We start from the raw sequence: 18,234 nt of genomic DNA on the forward strand, positions 1-18,234 counted from the left end.
CTCGCGTGATTTCGAAACTGCCGAAAAATGATAATGTCGTTCTCATGGCGGTAACGAGGGCCGAACGGTGAGCATTTCGCTGCTCCTGGAGATGGCGGTGTCGGCCGAGCCGGACCGGATTGCCGTCGTCTCCGAGACCGCCCGCTACACCACCGCAGAGCTCAACGCCCTCGCCGACGCGGGTGCGGGAGTGATCGAGGAGACCGGTGCCGGCAGCGTGGCTTACGTCGGGATGGGTGGCGACATGCTGCCGCTGCTGCTGTTCTCCGCGGCGCGCTCCGGGCGGCCCTTTGCGCCGCTGAACTACCGGCTCAGCGGCCAGGCGCTGCGGGAGCTGATCGAGCGACTGCCACAGCCACTGGTCGTGGTCGACAAGGAATACCGCGACATCATCGGCGATGTCGGTGTCGCGGTCATGGATTCAGCCACCTTTTGCGCCCGCGCCGAGACCGCCACGCCCACGGTGCAGTGGCCCGACCCGGACGACGTGGCGGTGGTGCTGTTCACCTCGGGGACTACCTCGAAGCCCAAAGCCGTTGAGCTGACGCACAACAACCTGACCAGCTACGTGACCGGCACGGTGGAGTTCGGCTCCGCGGACGCGCGCGATGCCGCGCTGATCTGCGTTCCGCCGTACCACATCGCCGGCGTCGGCGCGGCGCTGAGCAACCTCTACGCCGGCCGCAAAGCGGTCTATCTGCGCCGGTTCAGCGCGTCGGAGTGGATCCGGCTGGTCAACACCGAGGCGGTGACCACCGCGACCGTGGTCCCGACCATGTTGGAGCGCATCGTCTCCGAGCTGGAAGCCCGCCCCACCCCCTTGGCCACCCTGCGCAACCTCGCCTATGGCGGCTCCAAGGTGGCCCTGCCGCTGGTGCGCCGGGCACTGGATTTGCTGCCCGAAGTGGGCTTCGTCAACGCGTACGGCCTGACCGAGACCAGTTCGACGGTCGCGGTGCTGACCCCCGAAGACCACCGGACTGCCTACAGGTCCACCGAGGAAGCCGTCCGCAAGCGGTTGGGATCGGTCGGCCGCGCGGTGCCCGGGATCGAGGCCGTCATCCGCGACGACGAGGGCCGGGTGCTGCAACCCGGACAGCCCGGCGAGCTGTACGTGCGTGGCGAACAGGTTTCGGGCAAATACACCGGTATCGGATCGGTGCTCGACGCCGAGGGCTGGTTCCCCACCCGCGACCTGGCCGTGCTCGACGAGGACGGCTATCTGTTCATCGTCGGGCGCTCCGACGACACCATAATCCGGGGCGGGGAGAACATCGCGCCCGCCGAGATCGAGGACGTACTGGTCGAGCATCCCGAGGTCCGCGACGTCGCGGTGGTCGGTGCGCCCGACCCGGAGTGGGGACAGATCATCGTCGCGTGCGTGGTGCCGGCGCCGGGTACGTCACCGGATCCCGATGCACTGCGCGAGTATGTTCGATTGCAGCTGCGAGGATCCCGCACCCCGGACCGGATCGTCTTCCGGTCGGAGTTGCCGACCACCCCGACCGGCAAGGTGTTGCGCCGGGAACTCGTCGCTGAAATCGAAGCACTGCACGCCAATGCCGAAGGGGCGCAATGATCAAGTCCGGTACCCGCCTGAAGAGTCAGGTCTGCGACACCCAGGTCATCGTCGTCAAGACCGCCGACAGTCTCGATGACCTGCGCGCCGGCGGCGCCCCGATGGTGCCGCTGGATGACACCGCTTCCGGTGCGGCAGCACTGGATCCGGACTTCTCCGGCGGTGCGGTGATGGGCAAGCGCTATGTCGACGAGGCCGGCGCCGAGGTGCTGGTGACCAAAGCCGGCGCCGGAACCTTGAGCATCGGTACCGTGCCGCTGAGCATCAAGGAAGCCAAGCCGCTGCCGGCCAGCGACTAAGCGCTCAGCTGGCCGGCTCGTCGGCCGTTTCGGATTCGTCGCCGACGCGCATCAGGTGCGCCAGGCGGCCGACGAACACCGGCGGATAGATCCCGACGCCGGCTCGGGTGATCCACTCGGAGGCGAACTCCGGTTCGTCGATCCATTGGCCGGCACCGAGCTCGTCGTCTGCTTCCTGCAGCATGAAGATCTCGCGCGGGTTGTCGAAGGCCTGGAATATCAAGATCTTTCGGATACCGGCCGCGGTGAAGTGCTTTTCGGTGGCATGAACGTGGGAGATCAACGCCTGGGTGTCGCCGACTTCGGCGACGGCAGCAACCACTACACCCGGCGGTTCGAGCTGCGGGTCGGTGAGGTCGATGCGCTCCACCAATGATCCGGCGAACACCGCCGGGATGTCGCTGACGCCGACGGCGTCGAACCAGGCCATGAAGGCCTCATCACGCAGCAGGTCGACTACCGGCTGCGCGGCGTGGAGCGCCATCACCGCCAGCACCCGGCCTGGATCCACCGCCGAGGTGTAGACGAGCACGTGATGGGCGCCTAAGTGGGCGAGGTTGTCGCGGTGTCGCTGCATCAGCGGCCAGACCTTGGCCGGATCGGGCACCCGATAGTCCGTCACCAGCACCAGGGAGCGTGCCAGTGGGTCAGGCATCATGTCGGTCGCGCGCCGCCCGCGCCCCTCAACTGGCTGGGCTCAGGTCCGCCGCGACCGAGGTACACGCTGCCGGCCCGCAGCGGAACGTCTCGATGTGGGCGTCCCAGGCCGCCGAAGCCGCCGGGTCGATCCCGGCCGCGCGCAGCGCCTGCGCCTTGAAAGCGCGAGCCGCCGCGCTGAGCCGGTGCTGGCGGGCGTCGACGTCGCTGTCCAACTCGGCCGGCACATCTCCCCACAGCGTCACCTCGGTGCTGCTGTGCTCCAGGGCGTCGATCACACCCTGCCGCACCCGGGCGTGTCCGTCGAACATCTCGGCGCACACCGCGATGGTCTGCGGGTGCGGCCAGTGCTCCCACTGGGTGAGCACCGACGCCAAGTCCAGCACCTTGGCCCCGAGAATCTGCAGCGGGCGGGTGTCAGTGTTTTCGGGGGCGTCCAGGATCATTACCGTGACGTCCCAGCCGGCCGTCGCGCGGTCATACAGCCAGCCGCCGGCAGCCATGACGACGTCGACGACGCTGCGGCCCACGATGTCGAAGCGGTAGCGCATGTCCGGGTCACCGGCCCCGGTCACAGCTGGGCGCCCTTTTCCTGCGGAGCGAAATCGCGGGCCAGCGTTTCCGCGTACCCCGTGAACACCTCGGTCAGGGGTATTGATGGATCCAGCAGCCATGACATCTCCATTCCGTTGATAAAGGCGATAATCTCCGCGGCCTTGGCGGTCGCGTTGAGGTCTGTGCGGTAGCGGCCGTCGTCCATGCCGCGCTGGATCAGCTCGGCGACGATCTCCAGCGCGCTGCGGTAGCGGTGCAGCATCCGGTCGTGCAGCGGCGCCTCCGGCAGGACGTTTTCGGCGAGCAGCACGGTGAAGGTGCCGACCAGTTCGGGCGCCCGGGTGAATCGCTCGGCCACCCGCTGGATCTCCTCGATCAGGTCTCCGGTTCGGTCGGCGTGCGAATCGTCGTCGGCGTCGCGGGCGTCGAGCACCGCGTGCAGCAGCTGTTCTTTGGACGCGAAGTGGTGCAACAGGCCGGCCGCGCTGACGCCGGCGTTGCGGGCGATCTGCGCCAGCGAGGTGTTGCGCCAGCCGTTGCGCGCCAGCAGGTGTTCGGCCGCCAACAGAATCCGCTGCCTGCGGTCCTCGCCTTTGGCGAGAAGTGTGGCGTACGGCCGGGGTGACGTCACCGGTCTCCTTCGATCAACCAACCAAGTGAACACACAGTAGGTTGGTTAGGGCGGTTGTGACAAGGGTCTCATCGAAGAAATTTTGGCTAGGAGTTCACAACCCCAGCGACTTGGCGACGATCATCTTCATCACCTCGCTGGTCCCGGCATAGATCCGGGCCACCCGCGCATCGGTGTAGAGCCGGGCGATCGGGTACTCCATCATGTAGCCGTAGCCGCCGAACAGCTGCAGGCAGCGGTCGATGACCCGGGCCTGCACCTCGGTGCAGAACAGTTTGGTGCGCGCGGCGTCGGCGCCCGACAGGACACCCTCGACGTGGTCGGCGACCGCCCGGTCGAGCATGCACTGGGCGGCCTCGATCTCGGTGGAGACCGCGGCCAGTTCGAACTTGGTGTTCTGGAACGACGCGACCGGGGAGCCGAATACGTTGCGGTTCTGGACGTAGTCGATGGTCGCGGCCAGCGCGGAGCGGGCCTGCGCGACCGAACCGACCGCCACGGTGAGCCGCTCCTGGGCGAGGTTGTGGCCCAGGTAGCCGAAGGCCTCGCCGTCGGCCCCCAGCCGGTTGGCCGCCGGAACCCGTACGTCGGTGAAGGACAGCTCGGCGGTGTCTTGGACCTTGCAGCCCATCTTGTCCAGTTCGCGGCCCCGCTCGAAGCCCGGCATGCCGTCCTCGACCACCAGCAGGGTCAGGCCTGCGCGACGGTTGTCGGGATCGGTGGAGGTCCGGGCCACCACGATCACCAGGTCGGCCTGGATGCCGCCGGTGATGAAGGTCTTGGCTCCGTTGAGGATGTAGTCCTCGCCGTCTCGCACGGCGGTGGTGCGCATTCCGGCCAGGTCCGACCCGGTGCCCGGCTCGGTCATCGCGATCGCGGTGAGCAGCTTGCCGGCCGCCATCCCGGGGAACCAGCGGGCCCGCTGTTCGTCGTTCGTGTAGTGCAGGAAGTAGGGCAGGATCACCTCGAGTTGGGTGCGCACCGTGGACAGCGTGACCAGGGCGCGCGCCGCTTCCTCTTGCAGCACCACGTTGTAGCGGTAGTCGTCGATGCCCGCGCCGCCGTACTCCTCAGGGATGGCCACGCCGAGCATCCCCAGCGAGCCCAGGTGTTCGAACACCTCGCGGGGCATCCGGCCGGCCTTCTCCCAGTTGGGGTATTCCGGCACGACGTGCTTTTCGACGAAGTCGCGGGCCAGCGCCCGGAACGCCTCGTGGTCTTGGGTGAACAGGTCGCGCCGCATGAATGTCTCTCCCTAACCGACCAGCTCGACGATGGTGGCGTTGGCGGTGCCGCCGCCTTCGCACATGGTCTGCAGGCCGTAGCGAATCCCGTTGTCGCGCATGTGGTGAATCATCCGGGTCATCAAGACGGCGCCGGATGCCCCGAGCGGGTGGCCGAGGGCGATCGCCCCGCCCACCGGGTTGAGGCGCGTGGCGTCGGCGCCGGTGTCGGCCAGCCATGCCATGGGCACCGGGGCGAAGGCCTCGTTGACTTCGAATACGCCGATCTCGTCGATGCCCAGTCCGGCCCTCTTGAGCACCTTCGCGGTGGCGGGGATGGGACCGGTGAGCATCAGTACCGGGTCGGCTCCGGTCACCGCGCCGGCGGTGTAGCGCACCAGCGGGGTCAGCCCGCGCCGAGCGGCCTCTTGCTCGCTCATCACCAAAAGCGCTGCGGCGCCGTCGGAGATCTGCGACGAGTTGCCGGCGTGGATCAATCCGTCTTCGCGGAAGGCGGGCTTGAGTCCGGCCAGCTTTTCGGCGGTGGTGCCGCGGCGGATGCCCTCATCGGCGTCCACCACGCCGCTGTCGGTCGCGACCGGGACGATCTGGTCGCGGAACGCACCGGTGTCCTGCGCGGCGGCGGCCAACTCGTGTGAGCGCGCCGAATATTCATCGACCTGGGCGCGGTCAAAGCCCCACTTCTGGCAGATCATCTCGGCGCCGATGCCCTGGTTGAACTGAAATCCGTCATAGCGGGCAAGCGCTTTCGGGCCGAAGGGTTCGCCGGTGGCACGGGCGGCGCCGAGTGGGACCCGACTCATCACCTCGACGCCGCCGGCGACCACGATGTCCTGTTGGCCCGACATCACGGCCTGCACGGCGAAGTCCAGCGCCTGCTGGCTGGAGCCGCAGGCCCGGTTGACGGTGGTTGCCGGGACGTGTTCGGGCCAGCCCGCGGCCAGCACCGCGTACCGGCCGATGTTGGAGGACTGGTCGCCCACCTGCGACACGCAGCCCCACACCACGTCGTCGACGGTGCCGGGGTCGGTTCCGGTGCGCTCCATCAGTTCGCCCAGCACGATCGCGGACAGGTCCGCGGCATGAGTGCCGGCCAGCCCGCCGTTGCGCTTTCCGACGGGGGTGCGTACCGCTCCGACGATCACCGTGGGTCGCATCTGACTACTCCGATCTCGTTGACTTCGGCGGCCACCCGCCGGTGAAGCGCGGCGGACGTTTCTCGGCGAACGCCGCATAGGCTTCCGCGGCATCGGTGCCCGCGAAGTTCACGATCTGGGCCCGCGCCTCATTGGCCAGGGCCTCGGGCAGGGTGGCGTCGGCGCCCTGCTTGAGCAGAGCCTTGGTCTGGGCCAGCGCCCGCGGCGGGCCGGCGGCCAGTCGGTCGGCGAGGTCGTCCACGAAGTCGTCGATCTCGCCGGCACCCACCACCCAGGTCACCAGGTTCAACGCCTGCGCCTCGCCGGCGTCGATGGTCTCGGCCAGCAGCGCCAGCCGCTTGGCCTGTTGCAGGCCGACGATCTTGGGCAGCAGCCACGATCCGCCCAGATCGATCGAGAGCCCGCGCTTCGAGAAGATCTGGCAGAACGTCGATTCCGGTGTCGCCACCACCAGGTCGCAGCCTAGGGCCAGGTTCCAGCCGGCCCCGACCGCTACGCCGGTCACTTTCGCGATCGTGGGGATCGTGAGCTCGTGCAAGGCCAGTGCGACGTCGGACAGCCGGCGCAGCTTCTCCACCGGGTGGGCGTCGTCGGGGGTGCCGATGTCGGCGCCCGAGCAGAACGCGCCACCGGCGCCGGTGATCACCAGGGCACGCAGGTCGGGGTCGTCGGCGGCGTCGCGCAGCGCGTCGCGCAGCGCACGCCACAGCTCCGGGTTGATCGCGTTCTTGCGGGCGGGCCGGTTCAGGGTCAGGGTCCGCACGCCGTCGCGGTCGGCGCGCAGCAGTACGGGCGCAGTGTCGGAAGCCATCAGCGCCCAGCCTGCCCTATCGCACCGTGGGCGCGTAGAGCGGCGATCTCCTCGCCGGTCAGACCCAGCTCGTCCAGCACGGCGCCGGTGTGTTCGCCCAGTCCCGGCACCGCCCCCATCGGCGGGCGGTAGCCGGCGATCACCGGCGGCGGCAGCAGCGACGGGATCGGGCCGGCCGGGGTGTCGATGGTGTGCCAGCGGTCGCGTTCGGCCAGTTGCGGGTGCGCCAGCACGTCGCTGGGCGCGTTGTAGCGGGCGTTGCCGATCCCGGCGGCATCGGCAGCGTCCTGGATGTGCGCCAACGTGTTCGCAGCGCACCACGCGGCGATCGCCTCGTCCAGGACTGCGCGGTTTGCGACCCGGTCGGCGTTGCCGGCAAAGCGCGGGTCATCGGCGAGGTCGTTGCGGCCCAGCAGTTCCCGGGCCAGGCGCTGCCATTCTCGGTCGTTGGTGGTGCCCAGCACCACGGTGTGCCCGTCGGCGGTCGGGTACGCGCCGTAGGGCGCCACGGCCGGTGAGCTCATACCCAGTGGCTGCTGGTCGATCCCGGAGTGCCGCGCGTAGGTCAGGTGGTAGCCCATCATCTCGGCCATGGTGTCGAACAGGCTCACGCTGACCGACGGCGCCGGCGAATCAGGTTGGGCGACTGCTCCTTTGCGGCCGACCAGCAGGGCCATGATCGACAGCGCCGCGTACAGGCCGGTGGTGACGTCGGCGACCGGCGGGCCCGGTTTGGCCGGGGCGCCCGGGTTGCCGGTCACCGAGCAGACTCCGGACTCGGCCTGCACCAGCAGGTCGTAGGCCCGCTTGTGCGACAGCGGTCCGCCGGTGCCGTAGCCGTCGATCTCGACGGCGATCACGTTGGGGTGCCGCTGCGCCATCTGCTCGGGCGACAGACCCAGCCGTGCGGTGGCGCCCGGCGCGAGGTTGGACACCAGCACGTCGGCGCGGTCCAACAGCCGGTGCAGGACATCGCGTCCCGCTTCGCTTTTCAGGTCCAGGGTCAAAGACTCTTTGCCCCGGTTGACCCAGACGAAGTGCGCCGCCTGGCCGTTGACGACGTCGTCGTAGTAGCGGGCGAAATCGCCGCCGTCGGGGTTTTCCACCTTGATGACCCGCGCGCCGAAGTCGGCCAGGGCGCGGGTGCACATCGGCGCCGACACCGCCTGTTCCAGCGCCACCACGGTGATGCCGGCGAGCGGTGCATTTGACGGCTCCGGCATCACATCACCATGCCGCCGTCGACCGGCAATACCTGCCCGGTGACGTAGGAGGCGGCATCAGAAGCCATGAAAACGAACGCGCCGGCGACCTCGCTGGGCTCGGCCCAGCGCTTCATCGGGATGCGGTTCATCATGTTGGCCGCAAACTTCTCATTGGTGCGGATGGTTTCGGTCATCGGGGTCGCCGCCAGCGGCGCCAGCGCGTTGACGCAGATCCTCCTGGTGGCCAGTTCCCGGGCCAGCGACTTGGTGAAGCCGATCAGCGCCGCCTTGGCGGCCGAGTAGTTGACCTGCCCGAGGGTGCCGGTCAGGCCCGCCGCCGACGTCACGTTGACGATGCGACCGGTGCCGTCGGTGGGAATGTAGGGCAGCACCGCCTGGGTGCAGTTGAAGGCGCCGACGGTGTGCACGTCGAGCAGCAGTCGCATCGACTCGGCGGTGAGTTTGTCGAACATCGCCGGGCGGGTCACCCCGGCGTTGTTGATCAGGATGTGGATCTTTCCGTCGGCCAGTGCAGCGGCCTTGGCGGCGGCCGCGTCGGCCGAGTCGCGGTCCGTGACGTCGAGCGCCGCGGAGTCGGCCCGGCCACCCGATGCCGAAATCTGTTCGGCCACCGCGGCTGCCGCGTCCCCATCGACGTCGGTGACCAGCACCGCGGCCCCGGCCTGCGCCAGTGCGGCCGCGACCGCCGAGCCGATGCCGCCGGCCGCCCCGGTGACCACCGCGCTTCGGCCGGTCAGGTCGAAGTAGCCGGCCATCAGTAGCTCCTCGGCAGGCCGAGCACGTGCGAACCGAGGAAGTTCAGGATCATCTCCTGGCTGACCGGGGCGATCTTCATCAGACGGGACTCCCGGAAGAACCGGGAGATGTTGTATTCCTCCGAGTAGCCCATCCCGCCGTGGGTCTGCAAAGCGCGGTCAGCGGCCGCGAAACCGGCATCGGCACAGAGATATTTGGCCATGTTCGCCTCACGGCCGCAGGACTTGCCGTTGTCGTAGAGCCAGGTGGCCTTGCGCAGGATCAATTCGGCGGCGTCCAGGCGGGCCAGTGAGTCGGCGAGCGGGAACTGGATGCCCTGGTTCATGCCGATCGGCCGGTCGAACACCACGCGTTCGTTGGCGTACTTGACTGCACGGTCCAGCGCGACTCGGCCGATGCCCAGGGCCTCGGCGGCGATCAGCATCCGCTCCGGGTTGAGCCCATGCAGGATGTAGGAAAAGCCTTTGCCCTCTTCGCCGATCCGGTGTGCGGCCGGGATTCGCAGGTCGTCGATGAACACCTCGTTGGACGACACCGCGTTGCGGCCCATTTTGGTGATGGGCCGGATGTCGACGTGGTCGCGGTCGATGTCGGTGAGGAACAGCGTGAGACCGTCGGTGGGTTTGCCCCCTCGCTTTTCTACGTCGTCGCGGGACTCGGTGCGGGTCAGCAACAGGATCTTTTCGGACTCAAGGGCTTTGGAGATCCACACCTTGCGGCCGTTGACTCGGTAGTGTTCGCCATAGGCGTCCCGCCCGCGCTTGGCGAAGGTGGTGATACGCGACGTGTCGAGGCCCGCGGTCGGTTCGGTGACGCCGAAGCACACGTGCAGGTCGCCGTGGGCGATGCGGGGCAGGGTTTCGGCCTTCATCTCATCCGAGCCGAAGACCACGACCGGCTGCATGCCGAAGATCGATAGGTGGATCGCGCTGGCGGCGTTCATCCCACCGCCGGAACGCGCCACTTCCTCGGCCAGGATGGTGGCCTCGGTGATGCCCAGACCGTGGCCACCGTATTCCTCGGGGATGGTCATGCCCAGCCAGCCGCCGCCGGCGATGGCGTCGTAGAACTCCTGCGGGAATTCGTGCGCCTGGTCCTTGGTCATCCAGTAGTGGTCGTCGAACTTCGCCGCGAGTTCGGCGACCGACTGCCGGATCAGCTGCTGATCCTCGGTCAGTTCGAAGCTCATTCCGCCGGACATGGTTTCCTCCAGCCCATCAGCGCGTGCACGTTGTTAGCCGGAAACGAGAATAGCATTCTCGCTTACTGGGTTCCTTCGGCGTACCAGGTACGGAACTCGGCGTAGTTGGGCATCTCTTCGGAGTTGGCCTTGGGGTCGATGCAGACGTGGATCACCGCGGTCCCGCCGGCGGCGAAGGCACGCTCGATGGCCGGCCCGATCTGCGTTTCGTCGTCGACGAACTCCCCGCGAGCACCCATTCCCTGCGCGATCGTGTCGAACCGGACGTTCTTGCCCCAGTGCACGCCAGGCTGCGGCGAGGGCTGGGTGAAAGTGCGCTTGTAGACGCCGACTTCCAGGCCCCATTGGTGGTCCACACCCACGACGCAGACCAGCGGCAGGCCCAGCCGGGCCGCGGTCTCCAGCTCGGCGATGTGGAACAAGAAGGCCGAGTCGCTGGTCAACAGCATCACCGGTCGCTTGCCGCCCTCAGCGACCGAGGCGCCCACGGCATAGGGCAACCCAGTGCCCAGGTGCCCGAAGTTCTGATTCCACATCACGTCGTGCGGCTTGGCCTGCGAATAGGTCCATTGGAAGATGACCGTGGCGCCGCCGTCGCGGACCATGATGCCCTCGGCCGGGAATGCTTTGGTGGCCTCGACCACGAAGCGCGCCGGATGCACCGGGGAACGACCAGCCGGAGCGGTTTCGGCCAGTTCGGCGAGCTGGTTGGCGTCCTGTTTGATCCACCGGTCCAGATCCGCGGAAGGGACGCGGGGATTGCCCTTGAACTCCTCGACCAACTGCGGAACGATGCCCCGCAGATCACCCACCAGCGCCACGTCCACCGGCCGGTTCACCCCGATCGCCAGCGGGTCCTGTTCGACGTAGATCCACTTGCGCTCGCCGTTCTTGTCGGCCCAGTGCCGGGTGGTGCCGTAGTGCACCGGCTCCCCCAGCTCGGTGCCCAGCGCCACGCAGACGTCCGACCCGGCGACGGCCTCGACGGCCGCGGTGGAGAAACCGTAGGGGAAGGTGCGTTCTTCCAAGCCCGGGATGAACGCCGTGCCGCCGGACGTCTGGATCACCGGGCAGGCCATCAGCTCGGCCAGGTCGCGGACTGCGGCCGCACTGCGCGAGGTGTGTACCCCGTGTCCCACCAGCAGGATGGGGCTGGACGCGTTACGGATGATCTCGGCGGCTTGCGCGACCTCGGGCGCTCCGGCCCGCTGGTTCACCAGCCGGTAGCGGTGCGGCTCGGGTGGATCGGCGACGTCGAGCTCTTCGAGGATGACGTGCGACGGGTATTCGATATAGGCCGGTCCGGGGGTGCCGGACATGGCGCGGCGGATGGCCTCGTGCACGATCTCGTCGGTCTGATCGGCGTATTCGATCGACGCGCTGTACTTCACCGATGGCGTGAAAAGCTCTTCCTGGCGCACGAATTGGATACGACCACGCCGCACCCGGCGCTCGGTGATGCGAGCACGCTGGCCGCCGAGGAACACCACCGGGGAGTTCTCCACCCGCGCGCACATCATGGCGCCGGCGATGTTCGCCACCCCCGGCCCCAGGGTGCCGATGCACAGGCCAGGCCGGCCGGTCATCCGCGAGGCCGCCTCGGCCATGAATCCGGCGCTCTCCTCGTGGTGCGGCGCCACCACGGACCAGCCGCGTTGTTCGGCCTCGACGAACATGTGCACGAAGTTGGGGTCGGGAATGCCGAACAGCGTGTTGACGCCTTCGGCCTCGAACAGTTCCAGGATCCGGCGATAGACGGGCACACCCACTTCTCGAAACTCCTTGCTTGACTTGTTAATACCGTTGAGCGAGACAACGACGGTGCGCTGCCGGGGATCCGAACAGCGACCGGTTGAACGTGGCGCGTTTCAGGTAGACGTGGATGCCGCTCTCCCACGTGTAGCCGATGCCGCCGTGCAGTTGCAGCGCCTTGCCGACCACCTCGACGGCGGCAGCACAGGTGTAGGACTTCGCCATGGCCGCCGCCACGTCGGGTTCGTGGGTTTCGTTGGCCACCAGGGTGTCGACGGCCTCGCGCACTAAGCTCCGGGCCGCCGAGATTTTCACCAGCATGTCGGCGCACGCATGTTTGACGGCCTGGAAGGAGCCGATGGGGCGCCCGAACTGCTCGCGGGTCCGTGCGTAGGACACCGTGGCGTCGAGCATGGCCTCGGCCAGACCGAGGCTGTCGCACGCCACGGCGACCGCCGCCCGATTGAGGACGGACTGCGCGCTCCCGGCGAGCGGCAAAGGCTCGGGCACCTCGACCCCGTCGGCGGTGACGGTGGCGACGTGGCGGGTTTCGTCGAGCACCGGCTGGCCGGTGACGGTCAGACCCTCGACGGTTGCCACGACGTCCGCCCCGGACGCATCGGTTGCCACCACCAGCAGCCGGTCGGCACCGTGGGCGTCCGGCACGAAGTCGGCACGGCCGGTCAACCGCCGCTCGGCATCGAGAGCGAACGATCCCCCGATCACCGCGGCAACCCGGGTCCGTCCGGCAGCGACGTCGGCCAGCAGCGTGTCACGAACCTCGCTGTCCTGCAGGCTGTTCAGCAGGCTGACCGTCAGCACCACACTGCCCAGATAGTGCGTTGCCGCAGCGGCGCGGCCCAGTTGCTGGCAGATCACCGCGGTTTCGGCGAACGTCGCGCCGGCCCCGCCGAATCCATCGGGGATCTCCAGCCCGACCCAACCGGCGGCGACCATCGTGGACCAGTCGACGACACGGCCGCGGGCCAGCACGTCGGCGGCGACCGCGCGCAGTTCGTCATGAAGTTCGGCGAAATCGGTTGTGGTCACGGCATGCTCGGTTCTCTCGGCAGGCCGAGGCCGCGTTCGCCGATGATGGTGCGCTGAATCTCGCTGGAGCCGCCGGGGATGGTCCATTCCCAGGAGCCGATGAAGTCCAGCACCCACGACCCCGATTCCCAGCCGCTGGACAGCGGTTTGCCCAGCACCGTGTGAGCGTCCAGCCCACCGATATCGGCGCCGAAGTCGGTGAGCCGCTGCAGCACCTCGCTGTAGAAGAGCTTCACGATCGAGGCGTCGGCCGGTCCGGCGGTGCCGGCTTCGGCGTCGTGCACCAGTTGGCGGCACATGCCGCGCAGCCCGGCGATCTCGGTTTCCAATTGCGCCAGCCGGTCGGCCACCACCGGGTCATCGGTGGGGGCGGCCTGCACCAGCCAGCGAAATCCGGCGCAGCCCAGTCGTTCGGCGAGCTCGAGCATGGTCATCCCGCGCTCGGCGCCCAGGGTCGCCTGCGCCACCTGCCAGCCGGTGTTCTCCGCGCCGATCAGATTGGTCGCCGGGATGACCACGTCGTCGAGGAAGATCTCGCAGAAGTGCTGGTCGCCGACGGCATTGCGGATCGGCCGCACCTGTACGCCGGGGGTGGCCATGTCCAGCAGGAAGTACGAGATGCCTTTGCGTTTGGGGGCGCCCGGGTCGGTGCGCGCCAGCAGCAGACACCACTGCGCGTGGCTGGCGCCGCTGGCCCACAACTTCTGGCCGTTCACCACATAGTCATCGCCCACCCGACGCGCGGTGGTGCGCAGCGATGCCAGATCCGAGCCGGCCTCCGGTTCGGAGAAGCCCTGCACCCAGATCTCGCCGTCGAGGATCGCCGGCAGATGTCGGCGCCGCTGTTCCTCGGTGCCGGCGGCCAACAGGGTCGCCGCGGCGTGATGGATGCCGACGAAGGCCAGCACCAGCCGGGGCGCGTCGTGGGCGGCGAGCTCCTGGTACAGCACGGCCTGATCGGCCACGGACATCCCGCCGCCCCACTCGCGTGGCCAGTGCGGGACCGCGAACCCGGCGCTGTGCAGAGTGGCGAACCAGCTGCGTTGGAAGTCGACGAACTCCTGCTGACTCACCCCGGTCTGGGCGCGGCGCCAGTCCGCGGGGATGTTGTCGCGGCACCACTGGCCCACGCGCGCACGGAAATCGGGGATCATCGCCTGCTCGCCCGCTCTGCGAAGGCCAGCAAACGCTGCCGGTGTTCGTCGGACTTCATGGTCGTCACCTCGGCGGCGAACCCGGCTTGCAGCGGCCCGGCCAGCATCTGCGACAGGTACATGTTGACCACTCGCTTGGTGCCCTGCAGCGCCTCGGGTGGCTGCGCCGCCAGGCGGTCGGCCAGCTGATGTGCTTGCGGCAGCAGCTCTTCGTGCGCCACGGTGCGGCTGGCCAGTCCGAGCTCGACGGCGGTGGCGGCGTCGATCCGATCGCCGGTGTAGAGGTATTCGCGGGACCGCAGGATCGGGGTGATCAGCGGCCACAGGGCCGCTCCCCCGTCACCGGCGACCAACCCGACCGCCACGTGCGGATCAGCGAGGTAGGCGCTCTGTGAGATCAACACGATGTCGCAGAGCACCGCCACGCTGCAGCCCAGTCCGACGGCGGGGCCGTTGACGGCCGCGATGATCGGCAGCGGGAACCGCAGCATCTCTTCGACGATCTGCGCTCCTTCGCGGATGCTCTCGTCCCGGGCGGCTTCGTCGTCGAGGAAGGTGGTGATCCAGTTCAGATCGCCGCCCGCGGAGAACGCCCGCCCGGCGCCGGTCAGCACCACGACCCGGACCGCCTTGTCGGCGGCCAGTTGGCGCCACACGTTGGCCAGGCCCCAGTGCAGGTTGGCGTTGACACTGTTCAGCTCGTCGGGCCGGTTGATCGTGACGGTGCGGACCGGGCCGTCGCCGGTCACGGTGATTTCTTGGGGCAGATCGTATTTCATGCGTAGAGTCCCGTCAGTCCGGTGTGCTGGGTACGGCGGGCCAGCCGGTCGCGGGTGGCCGACAACCCCCACGGCAGGCGGCGCAGCGGCTGGCTGTAGCGCGACAGCCACGACAGGGCGGTCTCATCGCAGAACCCGACGGCGCCGTGCAGTTGGTGGCAGACGCGGAACACCACTTCGGCGGCTTCCAGCGCCGCCGATCGCAGCGCCAGCGCGTCATCGGTGGCTTCGGGTCGCCCGGTCGCGATGCTCCACAGCGCGTATTTGGCCAGCATGTCCACCCCGGCGCGCTCGACCTCGGCGTCGGTGAGCTGGAACTGCACGCCCTGAAACGCCGACAGCGCCTGGCCGAACTGTTCGCGCAGCCGCACGTGGGCGATCGTCAGATCCATTGCCCGGTCGAGCATCCCCAGCAGCGTCCAGCAGGGCAGCATCAGCGCCAGCGCGACATCCCCGACGCCGGCGTCGTCAAGCCGCGCCAGGCTCAGCTCCGCCACCAGAGCCGGCCCGGCCTCCGACTGCCCCACCACGGTGCTGCGCATCCCTGCCAGCGTGACCGCGGCCCAGCGCTTCGACAGTCCCGCCACCCCACCGGCGGGGGCATGGCCGGCGACCACGATCAGCCCGTCGACATCGAGATCGTCCGGCGCGGACAGGCATTCGGCCACCGGGTACGGCAGCGCCCAGTACCCGGCAGCGCGGCACAGCGCGGCGGCGGCCTCGAGTTCGTCGGCGTCGGCGCGGGGCTTCAGCTCGTTGGCTCCCAGCCCCCGCAGGATCGGCCCGACCACTTGCTCGCGGGAACCCGGGTCGGCGTCAGCGCGCACCACCAGGTCGTCGCCGCCGGCCGCTTCGAAGGCGCTGCGCGCCGCGCGCCCGAATTGTTGTGCATCCGCGCCGAGTTCGAGCTTCATCGCGCCTCCGCCAGCAGCGCGCGCGACAGCAGGATGCGCTGCATCTCGATGCTGCCCGAGGACACCGTGGCCGCTTGCGAGTAGCGCCAGTGGTCTTCGACCTCCTGGCGATACCACTGAGCCTGCGGGTTGTCGGGCGCTTCGGCGGCGATCTCCATCAGCACCTCCGCGCTCTCCTGGTCCAGCCGGGTGACCGCGATCCGGTAGGCAGCTGCGTCACCGGGCGCTATGCGGCCACTGGCCTGCAACGACACCACCCGGTAGGCCATCAGCCGGGCACGCCGGCAGTGCGTGAGCATGCGCACCCATCGGGCGATCAGCTCGCCGGGCAGGGTCTCCCATCGCTCCCCGAGTGCGTGCGGCGCCGCGGCGAGCAGCCGTTCGCAGCGCGCGTAGCGGGCGATGCCCACTCGCTCAAAAGCCATCACGTCGGCCACGATCGACCAACCCGCGTCGATTTCGCCGAGAACGTCGGCGTCGGTGACGCGCAGGTCGTCGAAGAACACCTCGTTGAGATGGTGCGGACCCATCATGGTGCCCAGCGGTCGGACGGTGATGGTGGGGTCGTCCATCGGGACCAGGAACACCGTCAGGCCCTGCTGCTTCTTGGTGACTGCCCCTTCACCGACCCGGGTGGTGCGCACCAACAGGAAGCACCACTGCGCCATGGTCGCATACGAGGTCCAGATCTTCTGGCCGTTGATCAGCCAACCGTCACCATCGCGGCGGGCGTGAGTGCGCAGCGAAGCCAAGTCTGAGCCGGCTTCGGGTTCGGAGAAGCCCTGGCACCAGATCACCTCACCGGACGCGATCGGCGGCAGGTGGCGGCGCTGCTGCTCGGGAGTGCCGTGCCGCATGATGATCGGACCGACCCAGTTCACCCCCATGTACTGCGCCCCGCGCGGCTCATGATGCGCCCACATCTCCTCGCGCACCACGGTCTGCTCCCACACCGAGGCGCCCGCCCCGCCGAACTCCTCCGGCCAGGACAGACACAGCAGATCCTGCTCCGCCAGCACCCGGCAGAACCGTTGTGCTGCAGCAAAATCAGCGGGGTCTTCGGTGAACGCACCCGGGAACCGGTCGGGCAGCTCCCGTTCGATCAGGTCACGCAACTGGGCCCGTAGTTCGCCGGCGCGCGTCCCCAAGTCGAAGTCCAGCGTCATGCGGTGCCCCGCTCGAGTCCGAGTTCGGCGAAGACCGCCGCGGTGTGCGCGCCGAGTTCCGGCGCCGCGCCGGCAACCCGTCCGGGGGTCCGCGACAGCCAGGTGGGCACCCCGGGGAAGCGAACCGGGCCGTTCGGGGTGTCCACGGTCTCGAACAGCCCCACCGCGTTGAGGTGCGCATCGTCGAACAGCGCCCCGGGCGAGTTCAGCGGGGCCGCTGGGATTTCCAGCTCCTCGAACAGCGCCAGCCACTGGGCGGTGGTGCGCTCTTTCATGGTCTGCGCCACCAACCCATAGATGGTGTCGATCTGTCGGGCCCGCTGCGCCAGGGTGGCGTACCGCTCGCAAGCCCACGGCGGCTGCACCGCACCGATGAAGGCGTTCCAGTGCTTGTCGTTGTAGATCAGCGCGGCGATCTGGCCGTCGCTGGTGGCATAGGGCCGCCGGTTGGGCGCCACCGTGCGCGGGTAGACGGCCGGACCCAGCGGCGGGTCGAACATCGCACCGTTGGCGTGCTCGACGAGCATGAACGAGGCCATGGTCTCGAACATGGCGACTTCGACTTCCTGCCCCTGCCCGGTTCGTTCGCGGTGGAACAACGCCATCATCGTGGCGTAGAGGGCGGTCAGTCCGGCGATCTTGTCGGCCATGATGGTGCCCACGTAGTCGGCCCGCCCGGTGAGTTGCTCTTGCACCGCGGGCAGCCCGCATTCGGCCTGAATGGTGTCGTCGTAGGCCGGGCGGTCGGCGGCCGGGCCGCGGCGCCCGTAGCCGTAGCAGTTGGTGTAGACGATCGCCGGGTTGAGCACGGCCACTTCGGCATAACCCAGGCCCAGCTTGGCCATCGCCTTGGCCCGCATCGAGTGAATGAACACGTCGGCCCGGCCGATCAGTGCGGCAATCGCGGTCCGTCCGGCCTCGGTGCGCAGATCCAGCACGACGCTGCGTTTGCCCCGGTTGACGTTGACGAACACCCCGCTCATGTCGGGTGCGGGGCCAGCCGAAATGTAGCGGGTGGCGTCGCCCTCCGGGGGCTCGACTTTGATGACGTCGGCACCCATGTCGGCCATGATCTGCGTGCAGTACGGCCCCATCACCATGGTCGTCAGATCCACCACTCGCACGCCGCTCAGCGGCCCGTGCGCCGGCGACTCGCCATCCGCCCCGTTGGCGCCAGCCGTTATTTGTTCGGACAAAATACTCCGTTCTGCGTAATGCAGAACACTATTCCGCAGCGGTTATTCGTGCGTCAAGGCCGGGTTGCCCGGTCGCCGCGGACTATTGTCTGGACTAACTGGGCTTG

The 18,234-nt window shown here is 68.5% G+C and carries 18 protein-coding genes; 2 read left to right on the top strand and 16 right to left on the bottom strand.

What is annotated here, in order from left to right; all coding sequences use genetic code 11:
* The first annotated feature begins 67 nt into the window (after positions 1–67).
* Positions 68–1,579, top strand: coding sequence for a class I adenylate-forming enzyme family protein (locus ABW16_RS02985; protein WP_047317563.1), 1,512 nt, complete (start codon positions 68–70; stop codon positions 1,577–1,579).
* Positions 1,576–1,878 (top strand): hypothetical protein, encoded by a 303-nt coding sequence (locus ABW16_RS02990; protein ID WP_047317564.1) that lies wholly within the window; start codon positions 1,576–1,578, stop codon positions 1,876–1,878. The genes ABW16_RS02985 and ABW16_RS02990 overlap by 4 nt, the downstream gene beginning before the upstream one ends.
* Positions 1,879–1,882: 4 nt before the next feature.
* Here ABW16_RS02990 and ABW16_RS02995 read toward each other — a convergent pair whose 3' ends face one another.
* The 16 genes from ABW16_RS02995 to ABW16_RS03070 form a co-directional block, all read right to left on the bottom strand.
* On the bottom strand, positions 1,883–2,533 hold the full coding sequence (locus ABW16_RS02995; RefSeq protein WP_047317734.1) for a hypothetical protein: 651 nt from the start codon (positions 2,531–2,533) through the stop codon (positions 1,883–1,885).
* A 28-nt stretch (positions 2,534–2,561) separates the two neighbouring features.
* The gene (locus ABW16_RS03000) at positions 2,562–3,086 is read right to left on the bottom strand and encodes a hypothetical protein (protein WP_047317735.1); all 525 of its coding nucleotides are present in this window, start codon (positions 3,084–3,086) and stop codon (positions 2,562–2,564) included.
* A 20-nt stretch (positions 3,087–3,106) separates the two neighbouring features.
* Positions 3,107–3,721 (bottom strand): TetR/AcrR family transcriptional regulator, encoded by a 615-nt coding sequence (locus tag ABW16_RS03005; RefSeq protein ID WP_047317565.1) that lies wholly within the window; start codon positions 3,719–3,721, stop codon positions 3,107–3,109.
* Positions 3,722–3,815: 94 nt separating this feature from the next.
* Positions 3,816–4,964 (bottom strand): acyl-CoA dehydrogenase family protein, encoded by a 1,149-nt coding sequence (locus tag ABW16_RS03010; RefSeq protein ID WP_047317566.1) that lies wholly within the window; start codon positions 4,962–4,964, stop codon positions 3,816–3,818.
* Between the two features lie 12 nt (positions 4,965–4,976).
* Entirely contained in the window at positions 4,977–6,122 is a 1,146-nt protein-coding gene (locus ABW16_RS03015) for a thiolase family protein (protein WP_047317567.1), read from the bottom strand.
* A 4-nt stretch (positions 6,123–6,126) separates the two neighbouring features.
* Entirely contained in the window at positions 6,127–6,933 is an 807-nt protein-coding gene (locus tag ABW16_RS03020) for an enoyl-CoA hydratase/isomerase family protein (RefSeq protein ID WP_047317568.1), read from the bottom strand.
* Entirely contained in the window at positions 6,933–8,156 is a 1,224-nt protein-coding gene (locus ABW16_RS03025) for a CaiB/BaiF CoA transferase family protein (protein WP_047317569.1), read from the bottom strand. Before ABW16_RS03025 ends, ABW16_RS03020 begins: the two co-directional genes overlap by 1 nt.
* On the bottom strand, positions 8,156–8,914 hold the full coding sequence (locus ABW16_RS03030) for an SDR family NAD(P)-dependent oxidoreductase (RefSeq protein WP_047317570.1): 759 nt from the start codon (positions 8,912–8,914) through the stop codon (positions 8,156–8,158). Before ABW16_RS03030 ends, ABW16_RS03025 begins: the two co-directional genes overlap by 1 nt.
* Positions 8,914–10,116: an acyl-CoA dehydrogenase family protein gene (locus tag ABW16_RS03035; protein ID WP_047317571.1), complete on the bottom strand. Its 1,203-nt coding sequence runs from the start codon at positions 10,114–10,116 to the stop codon at positions 8,914–8,916. Before ABW16_RS03035 ends, ABW16_RS03030 begins: the two co-directional genes overlap by 1 nt.
* 62 nt (positions 10,117–10,178) lie before the next feature.
* The gene (locus tag ABW16_RS03040) at positions 10,179–11,885 is read right to left on the bottom strand and encodes a thiamine pyrophosphate-binding protein (RefSeq protein ID WP_047317572.1); all 1,707 of its coding nucleotides are present in this window, start codon (positions 11,883–11,885) and stop codon (positions 10,179–10,181) included.
* Positions 11,886–11,910: 25 nt separating this feature from the next.
* Entirely contained in the window at positions 11,911–12,918 is a 1,008-nt protein-coding gene (locus ABW16_RS03045; RefSeq protein WP_047317573.1) for an acyl-CoA dehydrogenase family protein, read from the bottom strand.
* Positions 12,915–14,072, bottom strand: coding sequence for an acyl-CoA dehydrogenase family protein (locus tag ABW16_RS03050; RefSeq protein WP_047317574.1), 1,158 nt, complete (start codon positions 14,070–14,072; stop codon positions 12,915–12,917). Before ABW16_RS03050 ends, ABW16_RS03045 begins: the two co-directional genes overlap by 4 nt.
* The gene (locus ABW16_RS03055; RefSeq protein WP_047317575.1) at positions 14,069–14,851 is read right to left on the bottom strand and encodes an enoyl-CoA hydratase/isomerase family protein; all 783 of its coding nucleotides are present in this window, start codon (positions 14,849–14,851) and stop codon (positions 14,069–14,071) included. The genes ABW16_RS03050 and ABW16_RS03055 overlap by 4 nt, the downstream gene beginning before the upstream one ends.
* Positions 14,848–15,765 (bottom strand): acyl-CoA dehydrogenase family protein, encoded by a 918-nt coding sequence (locus ABW16_RS03060; RefSeq protein ID WP_047317576.1) that lies wholly within the window; start codon positions 15,763–15,765, stop codon positions 14,848–14,850. Before ABW16_RS03060 ends, ABW16_RS03055 begins: the two co-directional genes overlap by 4 nt.
* On the bottom strand, positions 15,762–16,931 hold the full coding sequence (locus ABW16_RS03065) for an acyl-CoA dehydrogenase family protein (protein ID WP_047317577.1): 1,170 nt from the start codon (positions 16,929–16,931) through the stop codon (positions 15,762–15,764). The genes ABW16_RS03060 and ABW16_RS03065 overlap by 4 nt, the downstream gene beginning before the upstream one ends.
* Positions 16,928–18,064, bottom strand: coding sequence for a CaiB/BaiF CoA transferase family protein (locus ABW16_RS03070; RefSeq protein WP_047317736.1), 1,137 nt, complete (start codon positions 18,062–18,064; stop codon positions 16,928–16,930). Before ABW16_RS03070 ends, ABW16_RS03065 begins: the two co-directional genes overlap by 4 nt.
* Between the last annotated feature and the right edge of the window lie 170 nt (positions 18,065–18,234).

The organism is Mycolicibacter heraklionensis, from assembly GCF_001021505.1.
GTDB lineage: Bacteria > Actinomycetota > Actinomycetes > Mycobacteriales > Mycobacteriaceae > Mycobacterium > Mycobacterium heraklionense.

Bases quoted from the DNA above. Each gene is read 5' to 3' on its own strand.
- ABW16_RS02990 (WP_047317564.1), top strand. From the start codon at position 1,576: ATGATCAAGTCCGGTACCCGCCTGAAGAGTCAGGTCTGCGACACCCAG.
- ABW16_RS03015 (WP_047317567.1), bottom strand. From the start codon at position 6,122: ATGCGACCCACGGTGATCGTCGGAGCGGTACGCACCCCCGTCGGAAAG.
- ABW16_RS03065 (WP_047317577.1), bottom strand. From the start codon at position 16,931: ATGACGCTGGACTTCGACTTGGGGACGCGCGCCGGCGAACTACGGGCC.
- ABW16_RS03060 (WP_047317576.1), bottom strand. From the start codon at position 15,765: ATGAAGCTCGAACTCGGCGCGGATGCACAACAATTCGGGCGCGCGGCG.
- ABW16_RS03055 (WP_047317575.1), bottom strand. From the start codon at position 14,851: ATGAAATACGATCTGCCCCAAGAAATCACCGTGACCGGCGACGGCCCG.
- ABW16_RS03000 (WP_047317735.1), bottom strand. From the start codon at position 3,086: ATGCGCTACCGCTTCGACATCGTGGGCCGCAGCGTCGTCGACGTCGTC.
- ABW16_RS03020 (WP_047317568.1), bottom strand. From the start codon at position 6,933: ATGGCTTCCGACACTGCGCCCGTACTGCTGCGCGCCGACCGCGACGGC.
- ABW16_RS03025 (WP_047317569.1), bottom strand. From the start codon at position 8,156: ATGCCGGAGCCGTCAAATGCACCGCTCGCCGGCATCACCGTGGTGGCG.
- ABW16_RS03050 (WP_047317574.1), bottom strand. From the start codon at position 14,072: ATGATCCCCGATTTCCGTGCGCGCGTGGGCCAGTGGTGCCGCGACAAC.
- ABW16_RS03030 (WP_047317570.1), bottom strand. From the start codon at position 8,914: ATGGCCGGCTACTTCGACCTGACCGGCCGAAGCGCGGTGGTCACCGGG.
- ABW16_RS02995 (WP_047317734.1), bottom strand. From the start codon at position 2,533: ATGCCTGACCCACTGGCACGCTCCCTGGTGCTGGTGACGGACTATCGG.
- ABW16_RS03010 (WP_047317566.1), bottom strand. From the start codon at position 4,964: ATGCGGCGCGACCTGTTCACCCAAGACCACGAGGCGTTCCGGGCGCTG.
- ABW16_RS03035 (WP_047317571.1), bottom strand. From the start codon at position 10,116: ATGTCCGGCGGAATGAGCTTCGAACTGACCGAGGATCAGCAGCTGATC.